An 18276-nucleotide genomic window follows, 5' to 3' on the forward strand; every position below is an offset into this window, starting at 1 on the left:
ACAGCAGACTACTGCGCAATCCGAGCTACCGTCAATCGCGTAATACGCCTACTGCTCCACCACCGCGATCTCGTTGATCTTCGCCTGTACGGTGATCGTCTGCTGCGTGCTGGCGCCGTGCTCGGTCGCCGTCAGCAGATAGGTGTGCTTCTGGTAGGTCCCCGGGGCACCGTCGCAGGGAAAGGCCAGGGTTTCGCTGCCCTGCGGACCCTGGTAGCTCTGGTAGACCCCGGGCCCGTCGACGGAGAGGGTGACGGTCGGCTGCCCGTTCACCTGCCAGGCCAGGGTGACCGGCGTGCCGTCGATCGGCGCGATGGTCGTGCCGGCCGGGCAGGACGGCTGACCGGTGACCGTGAACGAGACGATCCGTGGGCCCGCGGGCTGACCGCCGGTGGCCCCGCCGTGGTCGCTGCTGTCGCCACCGCTGCTGTTGCCACCGCTGCTGTTGCCACCGTCGCTGTCGCCGGTGCCGCCGGGCGCGCCCGACCCCGCGCCGGAGTCGCCGTCCGGCCCGGAGCCACCGGTCGTGGTGTCGTCCGCATCCGGCCGGGTCGGGGCGCTGCCCAGGCCGCCGATGCCACTCGGACCGGCTGACGTGCCGCCCGCCCCGCCCTCGGGCTCCCCGCCCGCGCCGCAGCCGGCCAGGCCGATCGCGGTGACCGCGTAGACGCTGGTCAGAACGATTCGTACGCCGAGCGTTCGCATGATGTCTCCTCCGGAGCACCCGGTGTCTTCGGCCGGGAACCGCCCGGCTGGCGGCGCCGGGTGCCGCTGTCACGGTAAGAAGACGGTCACACCCGGCGAATCCCGTTTTCGTGCCGCCCAGCCAGAGGCAGCCGCACCTGGCCCGGCTGTGGCCGCACCTGACCGGACCCGGCCGGACCGGGCCGATAGGCTCGCGCGAGTGGAGCGAACACACATCCCCAGCGGCCCGACGGCCGGGCCGCGAACCGCCGCCGTCTGGTCGGTGCTGCGCCACGAATTGGACCGGCACCGCGACCACCGGTTGACCGTCGTCGACGTCGGGGGCGGCACCGGCGGGTTCGCGGTGCCGCTGGCCGAGGCCGGGCACCAGGTGACCGTGGTCGACGCCAGCCCCGACGCGCTGGCCGCGTTGACCCGCCGGGCGGCCGAGGCAGGTGTCGCCGAGCGTATCGACGCGGTGCAGGGCGACGGTGACGCGCTCGCCGACCTGGTCGCCCCGGCCAGCGCCGACCTGGTGCTCTGCCACGCGGTGCTGGAGGTCGTCGACGACCCCGCACAGGTGGTCCGGGCGCTGGCCACGGTGCTGCGCCCCGGTGGGGCGGCCAGCGTCCTGGTCGCCGGTCGGGCCGCCGCGGTCCTCGCCCGGGCGATCAACGGGCATCTGGACCTCGCCGCCGCGCTGCTGGCCGACCCGCACGGCACGGCGGGCAGTCGGGACACGCTGCGCCGCCGCTATGACGCGGACAGTGCCGTCGACCTGCTCACCGCCGCCGGGCTGCAGGTCGAGCAGATCCACGGGGTACGGGTGCTGGCCGACCTGCTGCCGGCGGCGGTCGCCGAGGCCGACCCGCAGGCCGTCCTCGACCTGGAGCTGTCCGCCGCCGCCCACCCGCCGTACCGGGATCTGGCCACCCAACTGCACCTGTTCGCCCGGCGTGCGCGGTCATGAGGCAGCTGTGCGGCGGGGCTGTCGCGAGCGCGAGGCCGTCATGAACGGCAATGACGACCGTGACCTGCCGGGTGGACGCCCGGCGGAGCCGAGGAAGCTGCCGGCGGACATTCCGGTGGTGCCGGCGGACCCGGAGCTGCTGCGCACCGCTTGGCCGGAGTACGGCTCCGCCAGCCTGGCCGACGTGCTACCCGGCGCGCTCGCGGTGCTGGGCGTGCCCGGCGCGGTCGACGTGCTCGGGCTGCGTGCGGCGTTGCCCGGGGTACGCCGGGTCGTGGTGCTGCTGGTCGATGGGCTCGGTTGGCACCAGTTGCCCGCCGCCGGGGCACACGCCCCGACCCTGGCGCGGTTGGCGGCCCAGCCGTCGGCCCGGCGGCTGACCACCGGTTTCCCGTCCACCACCCCGACCAGCGTGGTCAGCCTGGGCACCGGCGCGGCGCCCGGGGCGCACGGCGTGCTCGGCTTCCGGGTCGCCGTACCCGGCACCGACCGGGTGCTCAACCACATCGACTGGTACGGCGACCCGGACCCGCTGCGCTGGCAACCGCTGCCCACCCAGTTGGAGCGGGCCACCGCCGCCGGGGTGACGGTGACCGTGGTCAGCCGGCCCGAGTTCGCCGGCACCGGGTTGACCCTCGCCGCCTACCGAGGTGGTGCCTACCGGGGTGCCTCCGATGCGGACCAGCTTGCCGCCGAACTGCTCGCCGCGCTCACCGCTGCCGACGGACCGGTCCTGGTATCGGGGTACTTCGCCGATCTGGACCGGCAGGGTCACCAGTGCGGGGTGGAATCGCCGCCCTGGCAGGAGACGGCCGCGCGGTTGGACCGGCTGCTCGGTCAGGTGGTGACCGGGCTGCCGGCCGACGCCGCGTTGCTGGTCACCGCCGACCATGGCCAGTTGAACGTGCCGGCCGGCCCGGAGTACCGGTTCGACCTGGACGCCGACCCCCGCCTGCGGGCCGGCGTACGGCTGGTCGCCGGCGAGCCACGGGTCCGCTACCTGCACACCGTCCCCGGTGCGGTCACCGACGTCATCGCCGCCTGGCAGGCGGTTCTCGGCCCGGCGGCCTGGGTGGTGGAGCGTGCCGAGCTGATCGAATCGGGCCTGTTCGGCCCGGTGCCGGCCGGGCACCGGGAGCGGATCGGTGACGTGGTGGCGGTGTGCCGCGACCGGTTCGTCGTGGTGGCGTCGCAGACCGATCCGATCGGATCGACGCTTGTCGGCTACCACGGCGGAATCACCGAGGTGGAACTGGCCATCCCGTTGCTGCTCGCCACCGCGGCCTAGTTTCGGCCCGGCGGCGTGGCAGGCGGGACTTTGTCTGATATGCCCGGTGACGGCCGCGAGATCACGGGGATCTTGAAGGGGGCGGCTATTCTGGTTACCAGGTGGTGACGTCCGCTGGGCCGAAAATCAACCTGGGCGGACGGTCGTCCGGCTTTCCGACCCGCGACCCCCCTCGTAGACTTGCGGGTAAGCAGCCGGTTGGCTGCCACGGTCTGTCGGTCCGACCGGGCCGACCAACGTGACCGGGGAGGAGTGCCGTGCCGCTCTCGGAGCACGAGCAGCGGCTGTTCGAGCAGATCGAGCGGTCGCTTGCCGAGGACCCCAAATTCGCCTCGGCCGTGCGCGCCAGCGACCCGCGTTTCCACGCGCGGCGTCGCCTGCTCGTCGCTGCCGGTGTGATCATCGTTGGCCTTGCCCTGGTCGTTTACGGCACAGTGAGCAAAGTGCCGCTGCTCGGCGTGGCCGGTTTCGTGGTCATGCTCGGTGCCGCGGCGTTCGCCATGCAGTCCCAGCGCAAGTCGAACTCGCCCGATCTGCGGGCGGTCGGCGGTACCGCGCGCCGGAGGACCCGCAGCGGACGACGGTCATCATTGATCGACCGGCTGGAGGAGCGCTGGCGCCAGCGCCCGGAAGGGCACCGCTGACCTAGCCAGCGGGCCTCAACCGCCTGGTGAACGCAGCCGGGCGGCTGCACCGTGCCCGGCTGCGCGACCCCGTTCCCAGATGCGTCGTCAGATGCCGATCGACCGTTTCGCACGTGGGCGATTATGCCCGCCCCGCTGTGTGTCGCGCCGGGCTTTCGCCAATCCGGTGCTGTTCGGTTTCCCGCTGCCGGCCCGGGGTTCCAGATTCCGGCCGATGCCTCTGGTCAACGGCCGAGCCGGCTGGCCAGCAGCCGGCGTGGGCTGAACCGCACCACGCCGTCGCGCCAGCGCCCGACGACGGCGAACACCTGGCCGTACGCCTCCACGACCTGGCCACGCCAGCGCAGTAGTACCGATGGCGGCAGCAGCCGCGCCATCAACCGGGTCCGGCGGGTCGCCCCGGCGGCCAGCGCATTCCGGGTGCGGCGCAGCGCCTCGACCAGCGGTCCGCCCTCGACTGGCTGACGGGCGTAGCGGGCCCGCTCCTCCGCCTGGCCGAGCAGCCGGACCGCGTCGGCCGCGGTGTCGCGCACCGAATCGACGGCGGCGAGCCGCTGTGCGGTCGCCCGTGGCGTCTCCGAACGGTCGACCGGCACCCGCAGGTCGACCATCGTGTCGATCAACTCGCTCCACGCGGCGTGGGCATGTGCCCGGGCCGCGTCGGCGTCGGCCCCGGTGACCACGACCACGGGGGAGGCGCCGGCAGCCGGTTCCTCCGCGTCGCCGTCACCGGTGCGGTCCGTAGCCGTAGCCGTAGTCGCCAGTGTCCTGGCCAGCCGGCGCCGCCGCACCGTGGCCCGGCGCGCCGCCGGCAGCGCCAGCAGCACCGCCAGCACCGCGGCCGCGACCAGCACCCACAACGGCCATCGAGGACCGCTCGGGGCGCCGGCCGTCCCGTCGAGTCCCAGGTCACCCTCGTCGAGGTTGCCGGGCAACGACTCCGGCAACGGCCCGGCCGAGGGAGCCGCGCCGGGTGCCGCCGACGGCCCGGCCGTCGGCGCGGTCTGCTGCGGCGCGTCCACGTCCGGTGCCCACTCGGACCGGACCGATCCGGGCACGCTCGCCGCCGGGGTCGCGTCGAACGGCACCCAGCCCAGCCCGTCGAAGTAGACCTCGGTCCAGGCGTGCAGGTTCAGGTTGGTCAGCACGTACCGGCCCTCGGCCCGGCGGGACCCGTTGGTGAATCCGAACGCGACCCGGGCGGGGACGTCCGCGGCGCGCACCAGCCACGCCATCGCCGCCGCGTACTGCTGGCAGAAACCGACCTTGTTCTCCAGGAAGTTGACGATGTCCTGGCCCGCCGTGCCGCCCTCGGTGGACAGGCTGTAGGTGAAGCCGTTGTCCCGGGAGAAGTAGTCGTAGACCGCGCGGACCCGGTCGTAGTCGGTGCGTGCTCCCGCGATCAGCTCGGCGACCAGCGCGTCGACCTGCGCAACCTGCGGGACCGGGGTGAACCGTTGACGGATCTCGTCGTCGGGTGCCAGCGGCTGGGCCCGGCGCAGCGCCCCGACCGTGTACGAGGAACGCACGTACTCGAAACCGTAGGCCAGGCCACCAGCCCGGGACCGGCCGGAGAAGACGATCTGGGCGGTGGCGTCGTACGCCCACGAACCGTCGATGTCACGCATCTGCACCGGTACGGCGTACGTCGGCAGCAACGCCATGTTGAAGTCGTCGCTGATCTCGACGGTGGCCTGGAACGCCTGATGGGTGACCCCGGTACGGCGGATGTCGGGATCCTCGCGCGGATCGGGCAGCGACCGCGCCGACGCCGGCCGTCCCCGCGGTGGTCGGCTGTCGAACCCGCTCTCGCTGACCTCGTCGGCGGTGCCGATGCGCAGGTACGCCGGTGTCGGGTCGTCCGTGGCGACCCGCACCATCTCGGTCACCTCGCTCTGGGTGAGCTGCCCGCTGAGCGCGGCGAACAGGTTCACCTGGCCCGGCCCGGTGCCCAGCCCGTTGCCGCCGACCCCACTGCCGCTCAGATTGGTCAGCAGACCGGACGTCATGCCGGGGATCGCCACCGGGACCAGCACCGCCACCACCACGCCGGCCACCGCGAGTCGGCGGCCGGCGGCGGCCAGCGGTGACGGCTCCCACACGTCCACGTCGCGACCGTCGCCGGTGAACCGGCGACCGAAGCGGCGGACCCGGTCCACGTTGTCGGCCATCAACAGCCACAGGTAGCCGGCCGCGCCCACGACGAACGGCACCGCCGGGACACTGTCGATGTAGATCGCCACCGGGATCGAGTAGATCGCCAGCATCGGCAGGCCGGCCAGGGCCGGCCTGCGCAGCGTCACCGTCAGCACGTCGACGACGATGGCGACCGCCCCGATGCCCAGCACGGTGATGAACAGCAGCGGGTCGCCGTCGGGCACCGGCACGCCGTACGCGTGCACGTCCCGCGCCGACTGGGCCAGCAGCCCGCCGAAGTGGCTGATCGTGGCTGGCGAGGGCAGCACCGCGAACAGTTCGTTCCCACTGGGGAACAACCAGGTCAGGGCGAGCACCAGCGCGGCGGTCATGGCCACCGGGTGCAGCCAGCCGGGCGCGCGCAGAGTGCGGACCAGCGTCCCGACGCCACCGATCAGCACGACCGTGATCGCGCACTGCACCAGCCAGGTCCAGCTGTCGAAGATGGTGGCCATCGGTGCCGCCGCCATCAGCGTCGCGGCGGCCGCGACGAATCCCAGGTGCCTGCGGGCGCTCATTTCACTCCTCCGGCCACCGTCTCCGCCAGCGCGGCCCGCCAGGCGAAGCCCTGCGAGCCCCGGGCCATCTGCGGCCACAGCGACGGCAGTTGGTCACCGTGGTTGACGCCGATCACCCGCCAGCCGCTCTGCAGCAGCGACAGCGCGGCGGCGCCGTGCGCGTGATCGGCCTCGGCCCGCTCCGTCTGGCTGAGATTCATCCAGGTGGAGGTGTCGATCAGCAGTCCGACACAGGTCGACCGGTTGCCGCGCAGTCCGGCCAGCAACTCGGCCTCCGACCCGGTCAACGCGCCGAGCAGGGCGACCACCAGGGAACTGTCCGAGCGGCGGCGCACCTGCTCGACCAGGGTGGCGATGTCGCTGCGCTGGCTGGCGGTGACATCGGCGAGGCGGTCCAGCAGCAGCCCGGCGCCGTCGGCCTCGGTGGCGTCGATGTCGATGCCGGTGTCGGTGACCAGCCGCACCCGGTAGCCGTTGGCGCGAAAGTGCATCGCGGTGCTCGCCGCGGCCGACACCGCCCACTCGAAGCTGGCCGTCGGACCGTCACCGCGGTGGGCGTACGCCCGGGTGTCGAGCACCACCGTGGCCCGGCTCTCCCACGGCTGCTCCTCGCGGCGCACCATCAGCTCGCCGGTGCGGGCGGTCGACTTCCAGTGCACCCGGCGCAGGTCGTCGCCGCGGCGGTACTCGCGGGTCGCCGAGTCGTCCTCGCCGTGCACCGCGACCGAGCGGGCCCGACTGTCGCCGGAGCCGGCGTACTCACCGGCCAGCCGTACCGTCGGCAGCGCGGCGACCTGCGGGATCACCGTGAGCTGGTCGACGCTGGGGAACGCCCTGGTCAGCTCGCACAGCCCGAACGGGTCGGTCAGTCGCACCACCAGCGGACCCACCTCGTAACGCCCGCGCACGTCCGCGCGCACCGTGTACGCCACCGAGCTGGCCTGCTGCGCGCCGAGTTTCTCCAGCACCACCCGGGGGCGGCTGCCCAGCGCGTACGGCAACCGGTCCTCCAGCAGCAACGTGCCGGTCGGCAACCGGGACATGTTCTGCAGCCGCAGCACCACCCGGGCGTTCGCGCCGACCGGCACCCGGTGCGGCTCCAGTGACCGGGTGCCGGCGAGCTTGTACCGGCTGCGTCCGACGTAGAGGGCGGCCAGCAGCGGCAGCACGGCCAGCAGGATGGCGACCCGCAGGAGATCCTTCTCGCCGAGGACCAGCGCCGAGACCACCGCCGCCAGACCCGCGGCCAGGAACGACCGGCCGCGCGTGGTCAGGCCGCGTAGCGCCTCGCGCATCGGCTCAGCGTCCCCGTGGGTCGAACGGGACCGCTGCCATGGCGTCCGGGCGCAGCTGCCGGCCGTCGTACGTCGGCGCGGCCGGGCGTTGCCGCTCGTGCGGCAGGGGCAGCCGGTGCACCAGCTCGGCGATGATCGCGTCCGTGGTACGTCGGGCCAGCTGCGCGTCCGCGGTCGTGATGAGCCGGTGGGCCAGCACCGGCACCGCGAGCACCTGCAGGTCGTCCGGAAGCACGTAGTCGCGTCCCTCCAGCGCGGCGACCGCGCGGGCGGTGCGCAGCAACTGCAGAGTGGACCGGGGACTGGCGCCGAGGCGCAGCTCCGGGGCCTCCCGGGTGGCGGTCACCAGGTCCACCGCGTACTGCTTGACCGGATCGGCGACGTGGACCTCGCGCACGGTGGCGATCAGCTGCCGGACGCCGGCCGCGTCGGAGACCGGTCGCAACTGGTGGATCGGGTCCACCGCGCCGTGCCCGTCGAGCATCGCCAACTCGGCCCCGGGGTCCGGATAACCCATCGCGATCCGGGCGGTGAACCGGTCCCGCTGCGCCTCCGGCAGCGGGTAGGTGCCCTCCATCTCGATCGGGTTCTGCGTGGCGATCACCATGAACGGGGTGCGCAGCTCATAGGTGGTGCCGTCGACGGTGACCTGCCGTTCCTCCATGCACTCCAGCAGCGCGGCCTGGGTCTTCGGCGAGGCGCGGTTGATCTCGTCGCCGACGACCAGGTTGGCGAAGACCGCGCCCGGTTTGAACTCGAAGTCGTGGTTGTCCTGGTTGTAGACGCTGACTCCGGTCACGTCGCTGGGCAGCAGGTCGGGCGTGAACTGGATCCGGCGTACGGAGCAGTCGATCGATCTGGCCAGGGACTTGGCGAGTTTGGTCTTGCCGACGCCGGGAACGTCCTCGATCAGCAGGTGTCCCTCGGCGAGCAGGACCGCCAGCGCCAGCCGCACGGTGGCGGTCTTGCCCGCGATGACCTGCTCGATGTTGGCCACGATCGCATCGGTGACGGCACGGAACTCGTCAGGGGTCAGCGGGGCACCCAGATCGTCCCAGGTGTCTTCGGTCACGACCCTCCTCCTCGTCGTACGGCGTTGGTGTGCCGGCCCGTCCGGCCACCCGCCGTCAGTCGCATGGGAACCTTCGCCACCGCCGCAGAGTCCCCCATACGTCCTCTCAGGCTAACCATCTTTCTCTCCGAGGACGACCTGCGGTCGCCGTGGCTTTCCCACGGCCGACGCCGTGCCGACGTCGTGGCTTCTCCCGTTGGACGCGCTCGCGGCCCGCCCGGCTCCGCCCCAGTCGGGATACGTACGGCCGGGCGCGACGGTTCAACCGGCCGGCCGGCCGGTATCGGCGGGTGCGGCCGGCATCGGCGTGCGGTGCCGGACACCACGGTGGTGGATCTCGGCCCGGCATGACCGGCCGATCTGTGGGTAACCGGCCTGACCTGCGGTGGGAAGGAGCTGGATGTCCACGGCTGGCTACGTTGCGGTCGTCGTCGTGGCCCGGGCACTGTCCGGGGCCAGCGCGGTAGCGGTGTTCATCCACCGCCGGTGTCGCGGCCGGGACGGGCCCCGGGCGCTGGTCGGGCTGGACAGCTCCGCCGACGTGCTGCTCGGCAGCGTCGCGGACGAGGCGGTACACGCCGCCACCCGGCCGGTACTGCTGGCTCCCACGAACCCCGCTCCGGACGGTGCCCGTTGACGCTGGTCGCGGTCCTGGTCCTACTCACGGCGCTGGCCGCGGCCGTACCGGTGCTGACCCGCCTGCTCGGACGCGCCGCCGGGTATCCGCTCGCCGCCGGTTACCTCGCCGGCTGCGCCCTGCTCGCCACCCGGCTGCCGGTGGTGCTCGACGACCGGGTGGTCGCCGTGTCCTTTCCCTGGCTGCCGTCGCTGGACATCGCGTTCGCGCTGCGGATGGACGGCCTGTCGATGGTGTTCGGCCTGCTCGTTCTCGGTGTCGGCGCGTTGATCATGATGTACTGCCCCCGCTACCTGAGCGCCGACCGGCCGTACGCCGGCCTCTATACGCTGCTGACGCTGTTCACCGTGGCGATGCTGGGGGTGGTCCTCGCCGCAGACCTGCTCCTGTTGTTCGTGTTCTGGGAGCTGACCACGGTCTGCTCGTTCTTCCTGATCGGGTTGGCCGGTCCGGCGGCGGCCCGGCCCGCCACCCGGGCCCTGCTGGTGACGGCGTTCGGCGGGTTGGCCCTGCTCGCCGCGGTGGTGGTGCTCATCGTGACCCTGGACACGGCCGACCTGACCACGATTCTCGCGTACCCGGACCGGCTGCTCGCCACGCCGGGGGCGGCCTGGACGGTCGGCGGTTTGCTGGTGGTCGCCGCCTTCACCAAGTCCGCGCAGTTCCCGTTCCACTTCTGGCTGCCCAGCGCGATGGTCGCGATCACCCCGGTCAGCGCCTACCTGCACGCGGCCACCATGGTCAAAGCCGGGATATACCTGCTGATCCGGTTCTCACCGATCTACGCCGCGCAGGCGGCGTGGACCATCGCGCTGGTCCTCGTCGGGTTGGGCACCGCGCTGCTCGGTGCCTTCCTGGCGCTGCGCCAGCACGACCTCAAGGCGATGCTGGCCTACTCCACGGTCAGTCAACTCGGTCTGCTGGTCGGAGTGATCGGGGTCGGCACGCCGGCCGCGCTGGCCGCCGCCATCCTGCACACGGTGGCGCACGCGCTGTTCAAGGCAACCCTGTTCATGCTGGTCGGCATCATCGACCGGGAGGCCGGCAGCCGGGACATCCGTCAACTGTCCGGCCTGCGCCGGGTCATGCCGGTGACCGCCACGTTGACCGGCCTGGCCGCGATGTCGATGGCGGGGCTGCCGCCGCTGCTCGGCTTCGTCAGCAAGGAGGCGATCTTCGAGGCACTGATCAAGACCGGGGTGGGTCCGTGGCTGAGCCCCGCCGCCGAGATACTCGCCGTCTCCGCGTCGGTGCTCACCTTCGTGTACGGCGCCCGGATCGTGCACGAGACCTTCGCCGGGGAGATCCGTCAGCCCGACCTGTACGAGCCGGCGTGGCCGTTCCTGGCCCCGGCGGCGGTCGCCGCGGTGCTGAGCCTGGTGCTCGGGCCGGCGGTGGCGGTGCTCGGCCCGCTGATCGACCGGGCCACCCACGACGCCTCGCCCGGCGGCCATTCGCCGGACGTGGCCTTCTGGCACGGCTTCACCCCGGCCCTCGGGCTGTCGACGCTCACCGTGCTGGTCGGGCTGGCGTTGTTCGCCGCGCGGGCCCGACTGGGCCGACTGGTGCAGGCGGTACGACTGCCGCCGCCGGGCGCGGTCGCGTTCGACCACGGCCACGCGGCGCTGCTGCGGCTCGGCCATCTGGTCGGGCAGCCGGCCCGGTACAACTCGCCGGCGGCCCATCTGTTCCGGCCGGTGCTGATGCTGGTGGTGCTCGGCGCGGGCGCGGCGTACGCCCTGCGGGGTCTGCCGCCCTGGCCGGGCGCGCCGGCCGGCCGCGCCGACTGGCCGGTGCTGGTGCTGGTGGCTGCGGCGCTCGCCGGCATCGTGCTGGCCCGCTCGGCGCTGGCCGCGATCGCCCTGCTGGGGTTGACCGGCCTGGTGATGGCGACCTGGTTCCTGCTGGCCGGAGCACCGGACGTGGCCTTGACCCTGCTGCTGGTGGAGGTGCTGACGGCGGTCGTCGCGATGCTGGTGCTGCGCCGACTGCCGGCCCGGTTGCCGGCCGCCGGGCGCCAGCCGGCCAGCGTCTTCACCGCTGGTCTCGCGGTCGCCGCAGGGCTGGTCGCGGTGGCGGCGACCGCCGGGCTCACCGGCCGCCGGGATCTGTCCCCTCTGGACGGATACTTCGTGGGCAACGCGGAACCGGTGACCGGAGGCAGCAACGTGGTCAACGTGATCCTGGTCGAGTTCCGGGCCTTCGACACCCTCGGCGAGGCGACGGTGCTGGTGGCCGTGGCGCTCGGACTGATCGGCCTGTTCCGCGCCGGTGCTCGGCCGCGCCCGGGAGAGCCTGGTCCGGCGCGTCCGGTCGCGCCCGATCCGGTGCTCCGGTTCGCGTACCGGCTGCTTGCCCCGGTGATGCTGGCGCTCTCGGCGTACCTGTTCCTGCGCGGGCACGACGAACCCGGTGGTGGGTTCGCCGCGGCACTGGTGGCGGGCGTCGCGCTGGGCCTCGGGCAATTGGCGTACGCCGGCCGCCGGCCGCCGCTGCTCGGCCGACTGCGCCCCCGGCCGCTGCTGGCCACCGGGCTGTTGCTCTGCCTCGCCGTCGGGTCGTCCGCGCTCGCGCTCGGTGAACCGTTCCTGACCCCGTGGCACACGCCGTCGGTGTCGCTGCTCGGGTTCTCGCTGTCGCCGGTCACCGCGTTCGACGCCGGCATCTACCTGATGGTCCTCGGCCTGATCTCGGCGGCGGTGGACCGGCTCGGTGAGCCCGTACCACGGCCGGCGGCGCCCGGCCCGGTGCCGCAGTCGGAAACCGGGGCGGAGGTACCGGCCGGATGACCGCCGCGTTGCTGGTCGGACTGCTCACCGCGGCCGGCGTCTACCTGATTCTGCAGCGTGGGCTGTTGCGGGTGGTGATCGGATTCGTGCTGCTCGGTCACGCGGTCAATGTCCTGCTGCTGGCCACCGGCGGTCTGTGGCGGCGACGACCACCACTCGGCGCGGGCGATCCGGCGTCCACCGCGGACCCGCTGCCGCAGGCGTTCGCCCTCACCGCGATCGTGATCACCTTCGGTATCACCATCTATCTGTTCGCACTCGCGGTCGCCGACCAGGTGGACGCGCGCCGCGCCGATCCCGAACTCGGTGACGGCGATCCGACCGGGCGGATCGACCCGACCCGGCCGGGTGAGCCGGCCGGACCGGCTCCGGCTCGACCGGCCGGACCGGAGCCGGTGCTGACCGAACCGCGTTCGATCGACGGCTCCTCCGACGGCTCCTCCGACGGCTCCTCGCCACTGGCTTCGGGGCCGGCGGATCCGGAGCGGGCGGATCCGGGAACGCCGAACCTGCCGCCGGGCGGCGACGGGCGGCGTACCGGATGAGGGTGCTGCTGGTACTGCCGATCGTGTTGCCGCTGGCAGTGGCCGGCATGCTGCTGGCCTGGCCGGGCCGGGCGGCGCTGCACCGGCCCGCCGGACTGGCCACCAACGCCGCCGTGCTGGCCGTCGGCGGAGTGCTGCTGGCGAACACCGGCGGAGGCGACGTCATCGCCACGCGGATCGGTGACTGGCCACCGGGGATAGCGATCAGCCTGGCCGCTGACGCGCTCAGCGCCTTGCTGGTCACCACCGCCGCGGCCGTCGGGCTGGCGTGCGGGGTGTTCGCGGCCGGTGCCGGCGACGACCGCCGACCGTACCTGGTGCCGCTGGTGCTGATGATGAGCGCCGGCGCCAACGGCGCCTTCCTCGCGGCCGACCTGTTCAACCTGTTCGTGCTGGTCGAGGTCATGCTGGTGCCGTCGTACGTGCTGCTGACCACCGGCGGCGGTCGGGAACGGGTCACCGCCGGACGGATCTACGTGACGGTGAACCTGCTCGCCTCCACGATCTTCCTGGCCGGCGTCGGTCTGGTCTATGCCGTCGCCGGCACGGTCGACCTCGCCGAGTTGGCCGGTGCCGCAGCCGGATCCACCGCGCTCGCGATCGCCGGTGCCGTGGTGCTGCTCGCCCTCGCGGTCAAGGCCGCGGTGGTGCCGCTGCACGGCTGGCTGCCCCGCAGCTACCCGTACGCGCCGCCGGTGGTCACCGCGTTGTTCTCCGGCATCCTCACCAAGGTCGGGGTGTACGCGATCCTGCGGATCGTCGCGATGCTCTACGACGGCGCGCCCGCCCAGCGGTGGGTGATCGGGTGTGCGGCGGTGGTGACCATGGTGGTGGGAGTGCTCGGCGCACTCGGTGAGACCGCGATGCGGGCCGTGCTGTCGTTCCACATGGTCAGTCAGATCGGCTACATCCTGCTCGGCCTGGCCCTGTTCAGCCCGGCCGGCCTCACCGCGGCGATCTTCTTCCTGGTGCAGTACATCGTGGTCAAGGCCGCGTTGCTGCTGGTCGCCGGCGCGACGGTGGTCGGTTACGGCACGGACGCGCTGGACCGGCTGGGCGGGCTCGCGGCGAACCACCGGCTGCTCGCGCTGGCCTTCATCGGCGCCGCGCTGTCGCTGGCCGGCATGCCGCCGTTCTCCGGATTCGTCGGCAAGTTCCTGATCCTGCAGGCGGCGGCCCAGCAGGCCGCCTATCCGCTGCTGGCGGTCGCCGTGATGGTGAGCCTCGGCACGCTGGTATCGATGATCAAGATCTGGGACGCGGCCTTCTGGGGCGAACCGCCGGTAGCGGCTCGATCAGCGGCGCCGGACCAGATCCGGACGCCGGACCAGATCCGGACGCCCGACCCGGTCCGACCCCGGATCGGGTTCCAGCTGGCCGCGCCCGCGGTGACGCTGGCCGCCGTCACCCTGCTGCTCGGTCCGGCCGCGCAGCCGTTGCTCGACCTGGCCGCGGTGGCCGCCGCCGGCCTGCTGGATCCGAGCGCCTACGTGACGGCGGTGACGGGTCGATGAGCAGCCTCTTCCGTGCCCTCCGCCGCACCGCCCGGGTGCTGCGCTTCCTCGGATACTTCACGGTCCGTCTGGTGATCGCCAACCTGGTCGTCGCGCGTGAGATCGTGACCCCGGGCAGCGGGCTGTCGCCGGGCATCGTCGAATTCCGACTGCGTACCCGGACCCGTACCGAGATCGTCTCGATGGCGCTCGCCGTCGGGCTCACCCCGGGCACACTCACCGTCGCCATCCGCCAGCATCCGCCGGCTCTGTTCGTGCACGGCATGCACGCCGAGGACCCGGCGAAGTTCCGCGCCCAGCTCAGCCGACTGCAGGATCACCTGCTACCGGCCCTGCGCCCGGTCGCCGCCGGACCCACCGAGCCGATCCGGTCTGCCGGCGGTGACTCGCGGTGACCGGACTCGACCTGATCCTCGCCGTACTGGCGGCGGCGATGCTGGCAGCGATCGCCCGGCTGGTGGCCGGTCCGACCGACGCCGACCGGGCCGCCGCGCTCGATTTCGGGTTCTTCGTCTTCATCGGTGGGGTCGCGGTGCTCGCCGCCCGACTACGCACGCCGGTCCTGCTGGACATCGTGCTGACCGCGACCCTCGTCGGGTTCCTGGCCACGGTCGCCCTGGCCCGGCTGGTGGAGCGGCGGAGCCGATGACCGGATGGGGCCTGCTGGCCGGGGTGCTGCTCGGGACGGGCACCCTGCTGATCGGAATCACCGCGCTCGGCATGCTGCGGCTGCCGGACGTCTACAACCGGATGAACGCGGTGGCCAAGGCCGCCAGCCTCGGGCTGATCCTGATCCTGCTCGGCGTGCTGGTGCTGCTGCCCGGCCCGCGTACCGCCGTGGTGGTCCTGCTCGCCATCGGCCTGCAACTGCTCACCGCCCCGGTGGGCGGCTACACGCTGGCCCGGGCCGCGTATCGGGCCGGGACCCCGCTCGCCGCGCAGAGCCGGTTCGACGACCTCGCCGCCGACAGAGACGGTGCGGCCGCCGCCGGGGTGCCGGCGGACCACCCGCGACGGCCCGCACCCGACAGCCGGACCGCAACACCCGACAGCCGAAGTGAAACCTGACTTGCCCACCGGGGTACACTGCCGGTATGGCCGGCGCCTTTCCGCTCCTCCTTCTCCAGCCGTGCTGACCCACTAGGCGACAGCACGGCGGCCCCTCCTGCGTGAGGGGTTTTTTCATGCCCAGGACATGCCCATGAATGTGATCCCACGGCTGGACACAGCCGACGACCGATACCGAGGTGGCGACCGACGATGAGCGAGGCAGTCGAGACGGTGGCGGACACCCCTGCGTTCCGGTACACCGCCGCGCTGGCGGGTGAGATCGAGCGGCGGTGGCAGCAGCGCTGGGAACGCGACGGCACCTTCCACGCTCCGAACCCGGTCGGTGAGCTGGCCGATCCAGCGCACCCCCGGTCCGGCGCCGACAAGCTCTTCCTGCTGGACATGTTCCCGTATCCGTCCGGCGCCGGCCTGCACGTCGGCCACCCGCTGGGCTTCATCGGCACCGACTGCTACGGCCGCTACCAGCGGATGGCCGGGCGTAACGTGCTGCACGCGATGGGCTTCGACGCCTTCGGCCTGCCGGCCGAGCAGTACGCCGTGCAGACCGGTGCCCATCCGCGGATCACCACCGAGGCCAACATCGAGCGCTACCGCGCGCAACTGCGCATGCTGGGGCTGGCGCACGACCCGCGCCGTTCGGTGGCCACCACCGACGTCGAGTTCTACCGCTGGACCCAGTGGATCTTCCTGCAGGTCTTCAACTCCTGGTACGACACGCAGACCGACCGGGCCCGCCCGATCAGCGAGCTGATCGACGCGTACGCCTCGGGTGAGCGTCCCGTCCCGACGGCCCAGCCGTGGCAGGGCCGGCCCTGGGCCGAGCTGGACTCCCGGCAGCGCCGGGAGCTGGTGGACAGCCACCGGCTGGCGTACATCTCCGAGGCGCCGGTCAACTGGTGTCCCGGCCTGGGGACCGTGCTGGCCAACGAGGAGATCACCGCCGACGGGCGCTCGGAGCGGGGCAACTTCCCGGTCTTCAAACGCAACCTGCGGCAGTGGATGATGCGCATCACCGCGTACGCCGACCGGCTGCTGGACGACCTGGAGCTGCTGGACTGGCCGGAGCCGATCAAGCTGATGCAGCGCAACTGGATCGGTCGCTCGACCGGGGCGCACATCTCGTTCCCGACCGCCGCCGCGCCGATCGAGGTCTTCACCACCCGCCCGGACACCGTGTTCGGCGCGACCTACATGGTGCTGGCCCCGGAGCACGCCCTGGTCGACGACCTGGTGCCGGCGACCTGGCCGCAGGGCACCCGACCGGGATGGACCGGCGGCCACGCCACCCCGCGCGAGGCGGTGGAGGCGTACCGCAAGCAGGCGGCCGGCCGTACCGAGGCCGAGCGGCAGACCGAGGGCCGGGAGAAGACCGGTGTCTTCGTCGGCGCGTACGCCACCAACCCGGTCAACGGCGTCAAGCTGCCGGTGTTCGTCGCCGACTACGTGCTGGCCGGCTACGGCACCGGAGCGATCATGGCGGTGCCCGGCCAGGACGACCGGGACTGGGACTTCGCCGAGGTGTTCGACCTGCCGATCGCCCGGACCGTCGCGCCACCGGCCGACTTCACCGGCAGGGCCTACACCGGCGACGGTCCGGCGATCAACAGCGGCTTCCTGGACGGGCTGACCGTCGCGGCCGCCAAGGAGCGGATCATCGCCTGGCTGGAGGCGAACGGACACGGTCGCGGCGCGGTCACCTACCGGCTGCGCGACTGGCTGTTCAGCCGCCAGCGCTACTGGGGGGAGCCGTTCCCGATCGTCTACGACTCCACCGGGCTGCCGATCGCGCTGCCGGCGGAGATGCTGCCGCTGGAACTGCCGGAGGTCGCCGACTTCTCCCCGCGCACCTTCGACCCGGGCGACGAGCACAGCGACCCGGAGACGCCGCTGTCGCGGGCCACCGAGTGGGTCGAGGTGGAGCTGGACCTGACCGGGGTGCCGGGGGCGCCGGCCGGGCGACACCGCTACCGCCGGGAAACCAACACGATGCCGCAGTGGGCCGGTTCCTGCTGGTACGAGCTGCGTTACGCCGACCCGACCAACGACGCGGCGCTGGTCGACCCGGCCAACGAGCGGTACTGGATGGGCCCGACCGCGGCGGACGACTGCGGCGGTGTCGACCTGTACGTCGGCGGGGTGGAGCACGCCGTGCTGCACCTGCTGTACGCCCGGTTCTGGCACAAGGTGCTGTTCGACCTGGGGCACGTGTCCAGCGTCGAGCCGTTCCGCCGGCTGTTCAACCAGGGATACATCCAGGCGTACGCCTACACCGACGCCCGGGGCGCGTACGTCGACGCCGCGACGGTGACCGAGCGCGACGGCCGCTGGTTCCACGGCGAGACCGAGGTCGACCGTGAGTACGGAAAAATGGGCAAGAGCCTGCGTAACGTGGTCACCCCGGACGAGATGTGCGAGGCGTACGGCGCCGACACGTTCCGGGTGTACGAGATGTCGATGGGGCCGCTGGAGGTGTCCCGCCCGTGGGAGACCCGGGCGGTGGTCGGGTCGTACCGGTTCCTGCAGCGGGTGTGGCGGGCGCTGGTCGACGAGACCACCGGTGTCTGCCGGGTGACCGACGATCCGGCCGCCGAGGAGCTGCGCCGGCTGACCCACCGGGTGATCGCCGGGGTCCGCGCCGACATGGACGGACTGCGGTTCAACACCGCCATCGCCAAGCTGATCGAGCTGACCAACGCGCTGACCCGGCTGCCGGGCACGCCGCGTGCGGTGGCCGAGCCGCTGGTGCTGATGCTGGCACCGTTCGCCCCGCACGTCGCCGAGGAGCTGTGGCAGCGGCTGGGACACACCGGTTCGCTGGCCTACGCCGACTTCCCGGTGGCCGATCCGGAGCTGCTGCGGGCCGCGTCGGTGACCTATCCGGTGCAGGTGGCCGGCAAGGTGCGGGCCCGGGTCGAGGTGCCGGCGGAGGCGGCCGAGGACGAGGTACGGGCCACCGCGCTGGCCGCCGTCGCCGAGCACCTGGCCGGCCGGGAACCGCGCAAGGTGATCGTGGTGCCCGGCCGGATGGTCAGCGTCGTCCCGTAGCCAGCTAG

The 18276-nt window shown here is 72.6% G+C and carries 14 protein-coding genes and 1 pseudogene; 11 read left to right on the plus strand and 4 right to left on the minus strand.

Annotation, left to right across the window (positions count from 1 at the left end; all coding sequences use genetic code 11):
• Positions 1 to 48 precede the first annotated feature (48 nt).
• The gene (locus ACN27F_RS30195; protein ID WP_421438865.1) at positions 49 to 705 is read right to left on the minus strand and encodes a hypothetical protein; all 657 of its coding nucleotides are present in this window, start codon (positions 703 to 705) and stop codon (positions 49 to 51) included.
• Positions 706 to 904: 199 nt separating this feature from the next.
• Here ACN27F_RS30195 and ACN27F_RS30200 point away from each other — a divergent pair, with 199 nt between their 5' ends.
• The 3 genes from ACN27F_RS30200 (at position 905) to ACN27F_RS30210 (ending at position 3586) form a co-directional block, all read left to right on the plus strand.
• Positions 905 to 1654: a methyltransferase domain-containing protein gene (locus ACN27F_RS30200; protein WP_421438866.1), complete on the plus strand. Its 750-nt coding sequence runs from the start codon at positions 905 to 907 to the stop codon at positions 1652 to 1654.
• A 40-nt stretch (positions 1655 to 1694) separates the two neighbouring features.
• Positions 1695 to 2942, plus strand: a complete 1248-nt coding sequence (locus tag ACN27F_RS30205; RefSeq protein ID WP_421438867.1) for an alkaline phosphatase family protein — start codon at positions 1695 to 1697, stop codon at positions 2940 to 2942.
• Between the two features lie 257 nt (positions 2943 to 3199).
• Positions 3200 to 3586 carry a DUF3040 domain-containing protein gene (locus ACN27F_RS30210; RefSeq protein ID WP_421438868.1) on the plus strand — a complete coding sequence of 129 codons (387 nt, stop codon included), beginning with the start codon at positions 3200 to 3202 and terminating at the stop codon, positions 3584 to 3586.
• 224 nt (positions 3587 to 3810) lie between these two features.
• On the opposite strand, the gene ACN27F_RS30215 is transcribed toward ACN27F_RS30210, so the two are convergent.
• From ACN27F_RS30215 to ACN27F_RS30225, 3 genes are read right to left on the minus strand one after another with little or no spacing between them, the layout of a single operon-like run.
• Entirely contained in the window at positions 3811 to 6300 is a 2490-nt protein-coding gene (locus ACN27F_RS30215; RefSeq protein ID WP_421438869.1) for a transglutaminase TgpA family protein, read from the minus strand.
• Positions 6297 to 7595, minus strand: a complete 1299-nt coding sequence (locus ACN27F_RS30220) for a DUF58 domain-containing protein (protein WP_421438870.1) — start codon at positions 7593 to 7595, stop codon at positions 6297 to 6299. Before ACN27F_RS30220 ends, ACN27F_RS30215 begins: the two co-directional genes overlap by 4 nt.
• A 4-nt stretch (positions 7596 to 7599) precedes the next feature.
• Positions 7600 to 8667, minus strand: coding sequence for an AAA family ATPase (locus tag ACN27F_RS30225; RefSeq protein ID WP_421438871.1), 1068 nt, complete (start codon positions 8665 to 8667; stop codon positions 7600 to 7602).
• A gap of 400 nt (positions 8668 to 9067) precedes the next feature.
• Here ACN27F_RS30225 and ACN27F_RS30230 point away from each other — a divergent pair, with 400 nt between their 5' ends.
• The 8 genes and pseudogenes from ACN27F_RS30230 (at position 9068) to leuS (ending at position 18268) form a co-directional block, all read left to right on the plus strand.
• Entirely contained in the window at positions 9068 to 9304 is a 237-nt protein-coding gene (locus ACN27F_RS30230) for a hypothetical protein (protein WP_421438872.1), read from the plus strand.
• Entirely contained in the window at positions 9301 to 12093 is a 2793-nt protein-coding gene (gene mbhE / locus ACN27F_RS30235) for a hydrogen gas-evolving membrane-bound hydrogenase subunit E (RefSeq protein ID WP_421438873.1), read from the plus strand. The genes ACN27F_RS30230 and mbhE overlap by 4 nt, the downstream gene beginning before the upstream one ends.
• A pseudogene (locus tag ACN27F_RS30240) lies at positions 12090 to 12413 on the plus strand (sodium:proton antiporter); the annotation flags it as partial. The gene mbhE and the pseudogene ACN27F_RS30240, both read left to right, overlap by 4 nt.
• A 221-nt stretch (positions 12414 to 12634) precedes the next feature.
• Complete coding sequence (locus tag ACN27F_RS30245) at positions 12635 to 14152, plus strand: proton-conducting transporter membrane subunit (protein ID WP_421438874.1); 1518 nt, start codon at positions 12635 to 12637, stop codon at positions 14150 to 14152.
• Positions 14149 to 14547, plus strand: a complete 399-nt coding sequence (locus ACN27F_RS30250) for a Na+/H+ antiporter subunit E (RefSeq protein WP_421438875.1) — start codon at positions 14149 to 14151, stop codon at positions 14545 to 14547. The genes ACN27F_RS30245 and ACN27F_RS30250 overlap by 4 nt, the downstream gene beginning before the upstream one ends.
• A gap of 38 nt (positions 14548 to 14585) precedes the next feature.
• Positions 14586 to 14801, plus strand: coding sequence for a monovalent cation/H+ antiporter complex subunit F (locus tag ACN27F_RS30255; RefSeq protein ID WP_421440547.1), 216 nt, complete (start codon positions 14586 to 14588; stop codon positions 14799 to 14801).
• The gene (mnhG, locus tag ACN27F_RS30260; RefSeq protein ID WP_421438876.1) at positions 14798 to 15220 is read left to right on the plus strand and encodes a monovalent cation/H(+) antiporter subunit G; all 423 of its coding nucleotides are present in this window, start codon (positions 14798 to 14800) and stop codon (positions 15218 to 15220) included. The genes ACN27F_RS30255 and mnhG overlap by 4 nt, the downstream gene beginning before the upstream one ends.
• A gap of 192 nt (positions 15221 to 15412) precedes the next feature.
• The gene (gene leuS, locus ACN27F_RS30265) at positions 15413 to 18268 is read left to right on the plus strand and encodes a leucine--tRNA ligase (RefSeq protein WP_421438877.1); all 2856 of its coding nucleotides are present in this window, start codon (positions 15413 to 15415) and stop codon (positions 18266 to 18268) included.
• Positions 18269 to 18276: the final 8 nt, after the last annotated feature.

This window comes from Solwaraspora sp. WMMB335, assembly GCF_049179075.1.
In the GTDB taxonomy this organism is placed as follows: Bacteria; Actinomycetota; Actinomycetes; order Mycobacteriales; family Micromonosporaceae; genus Micromonospora_E.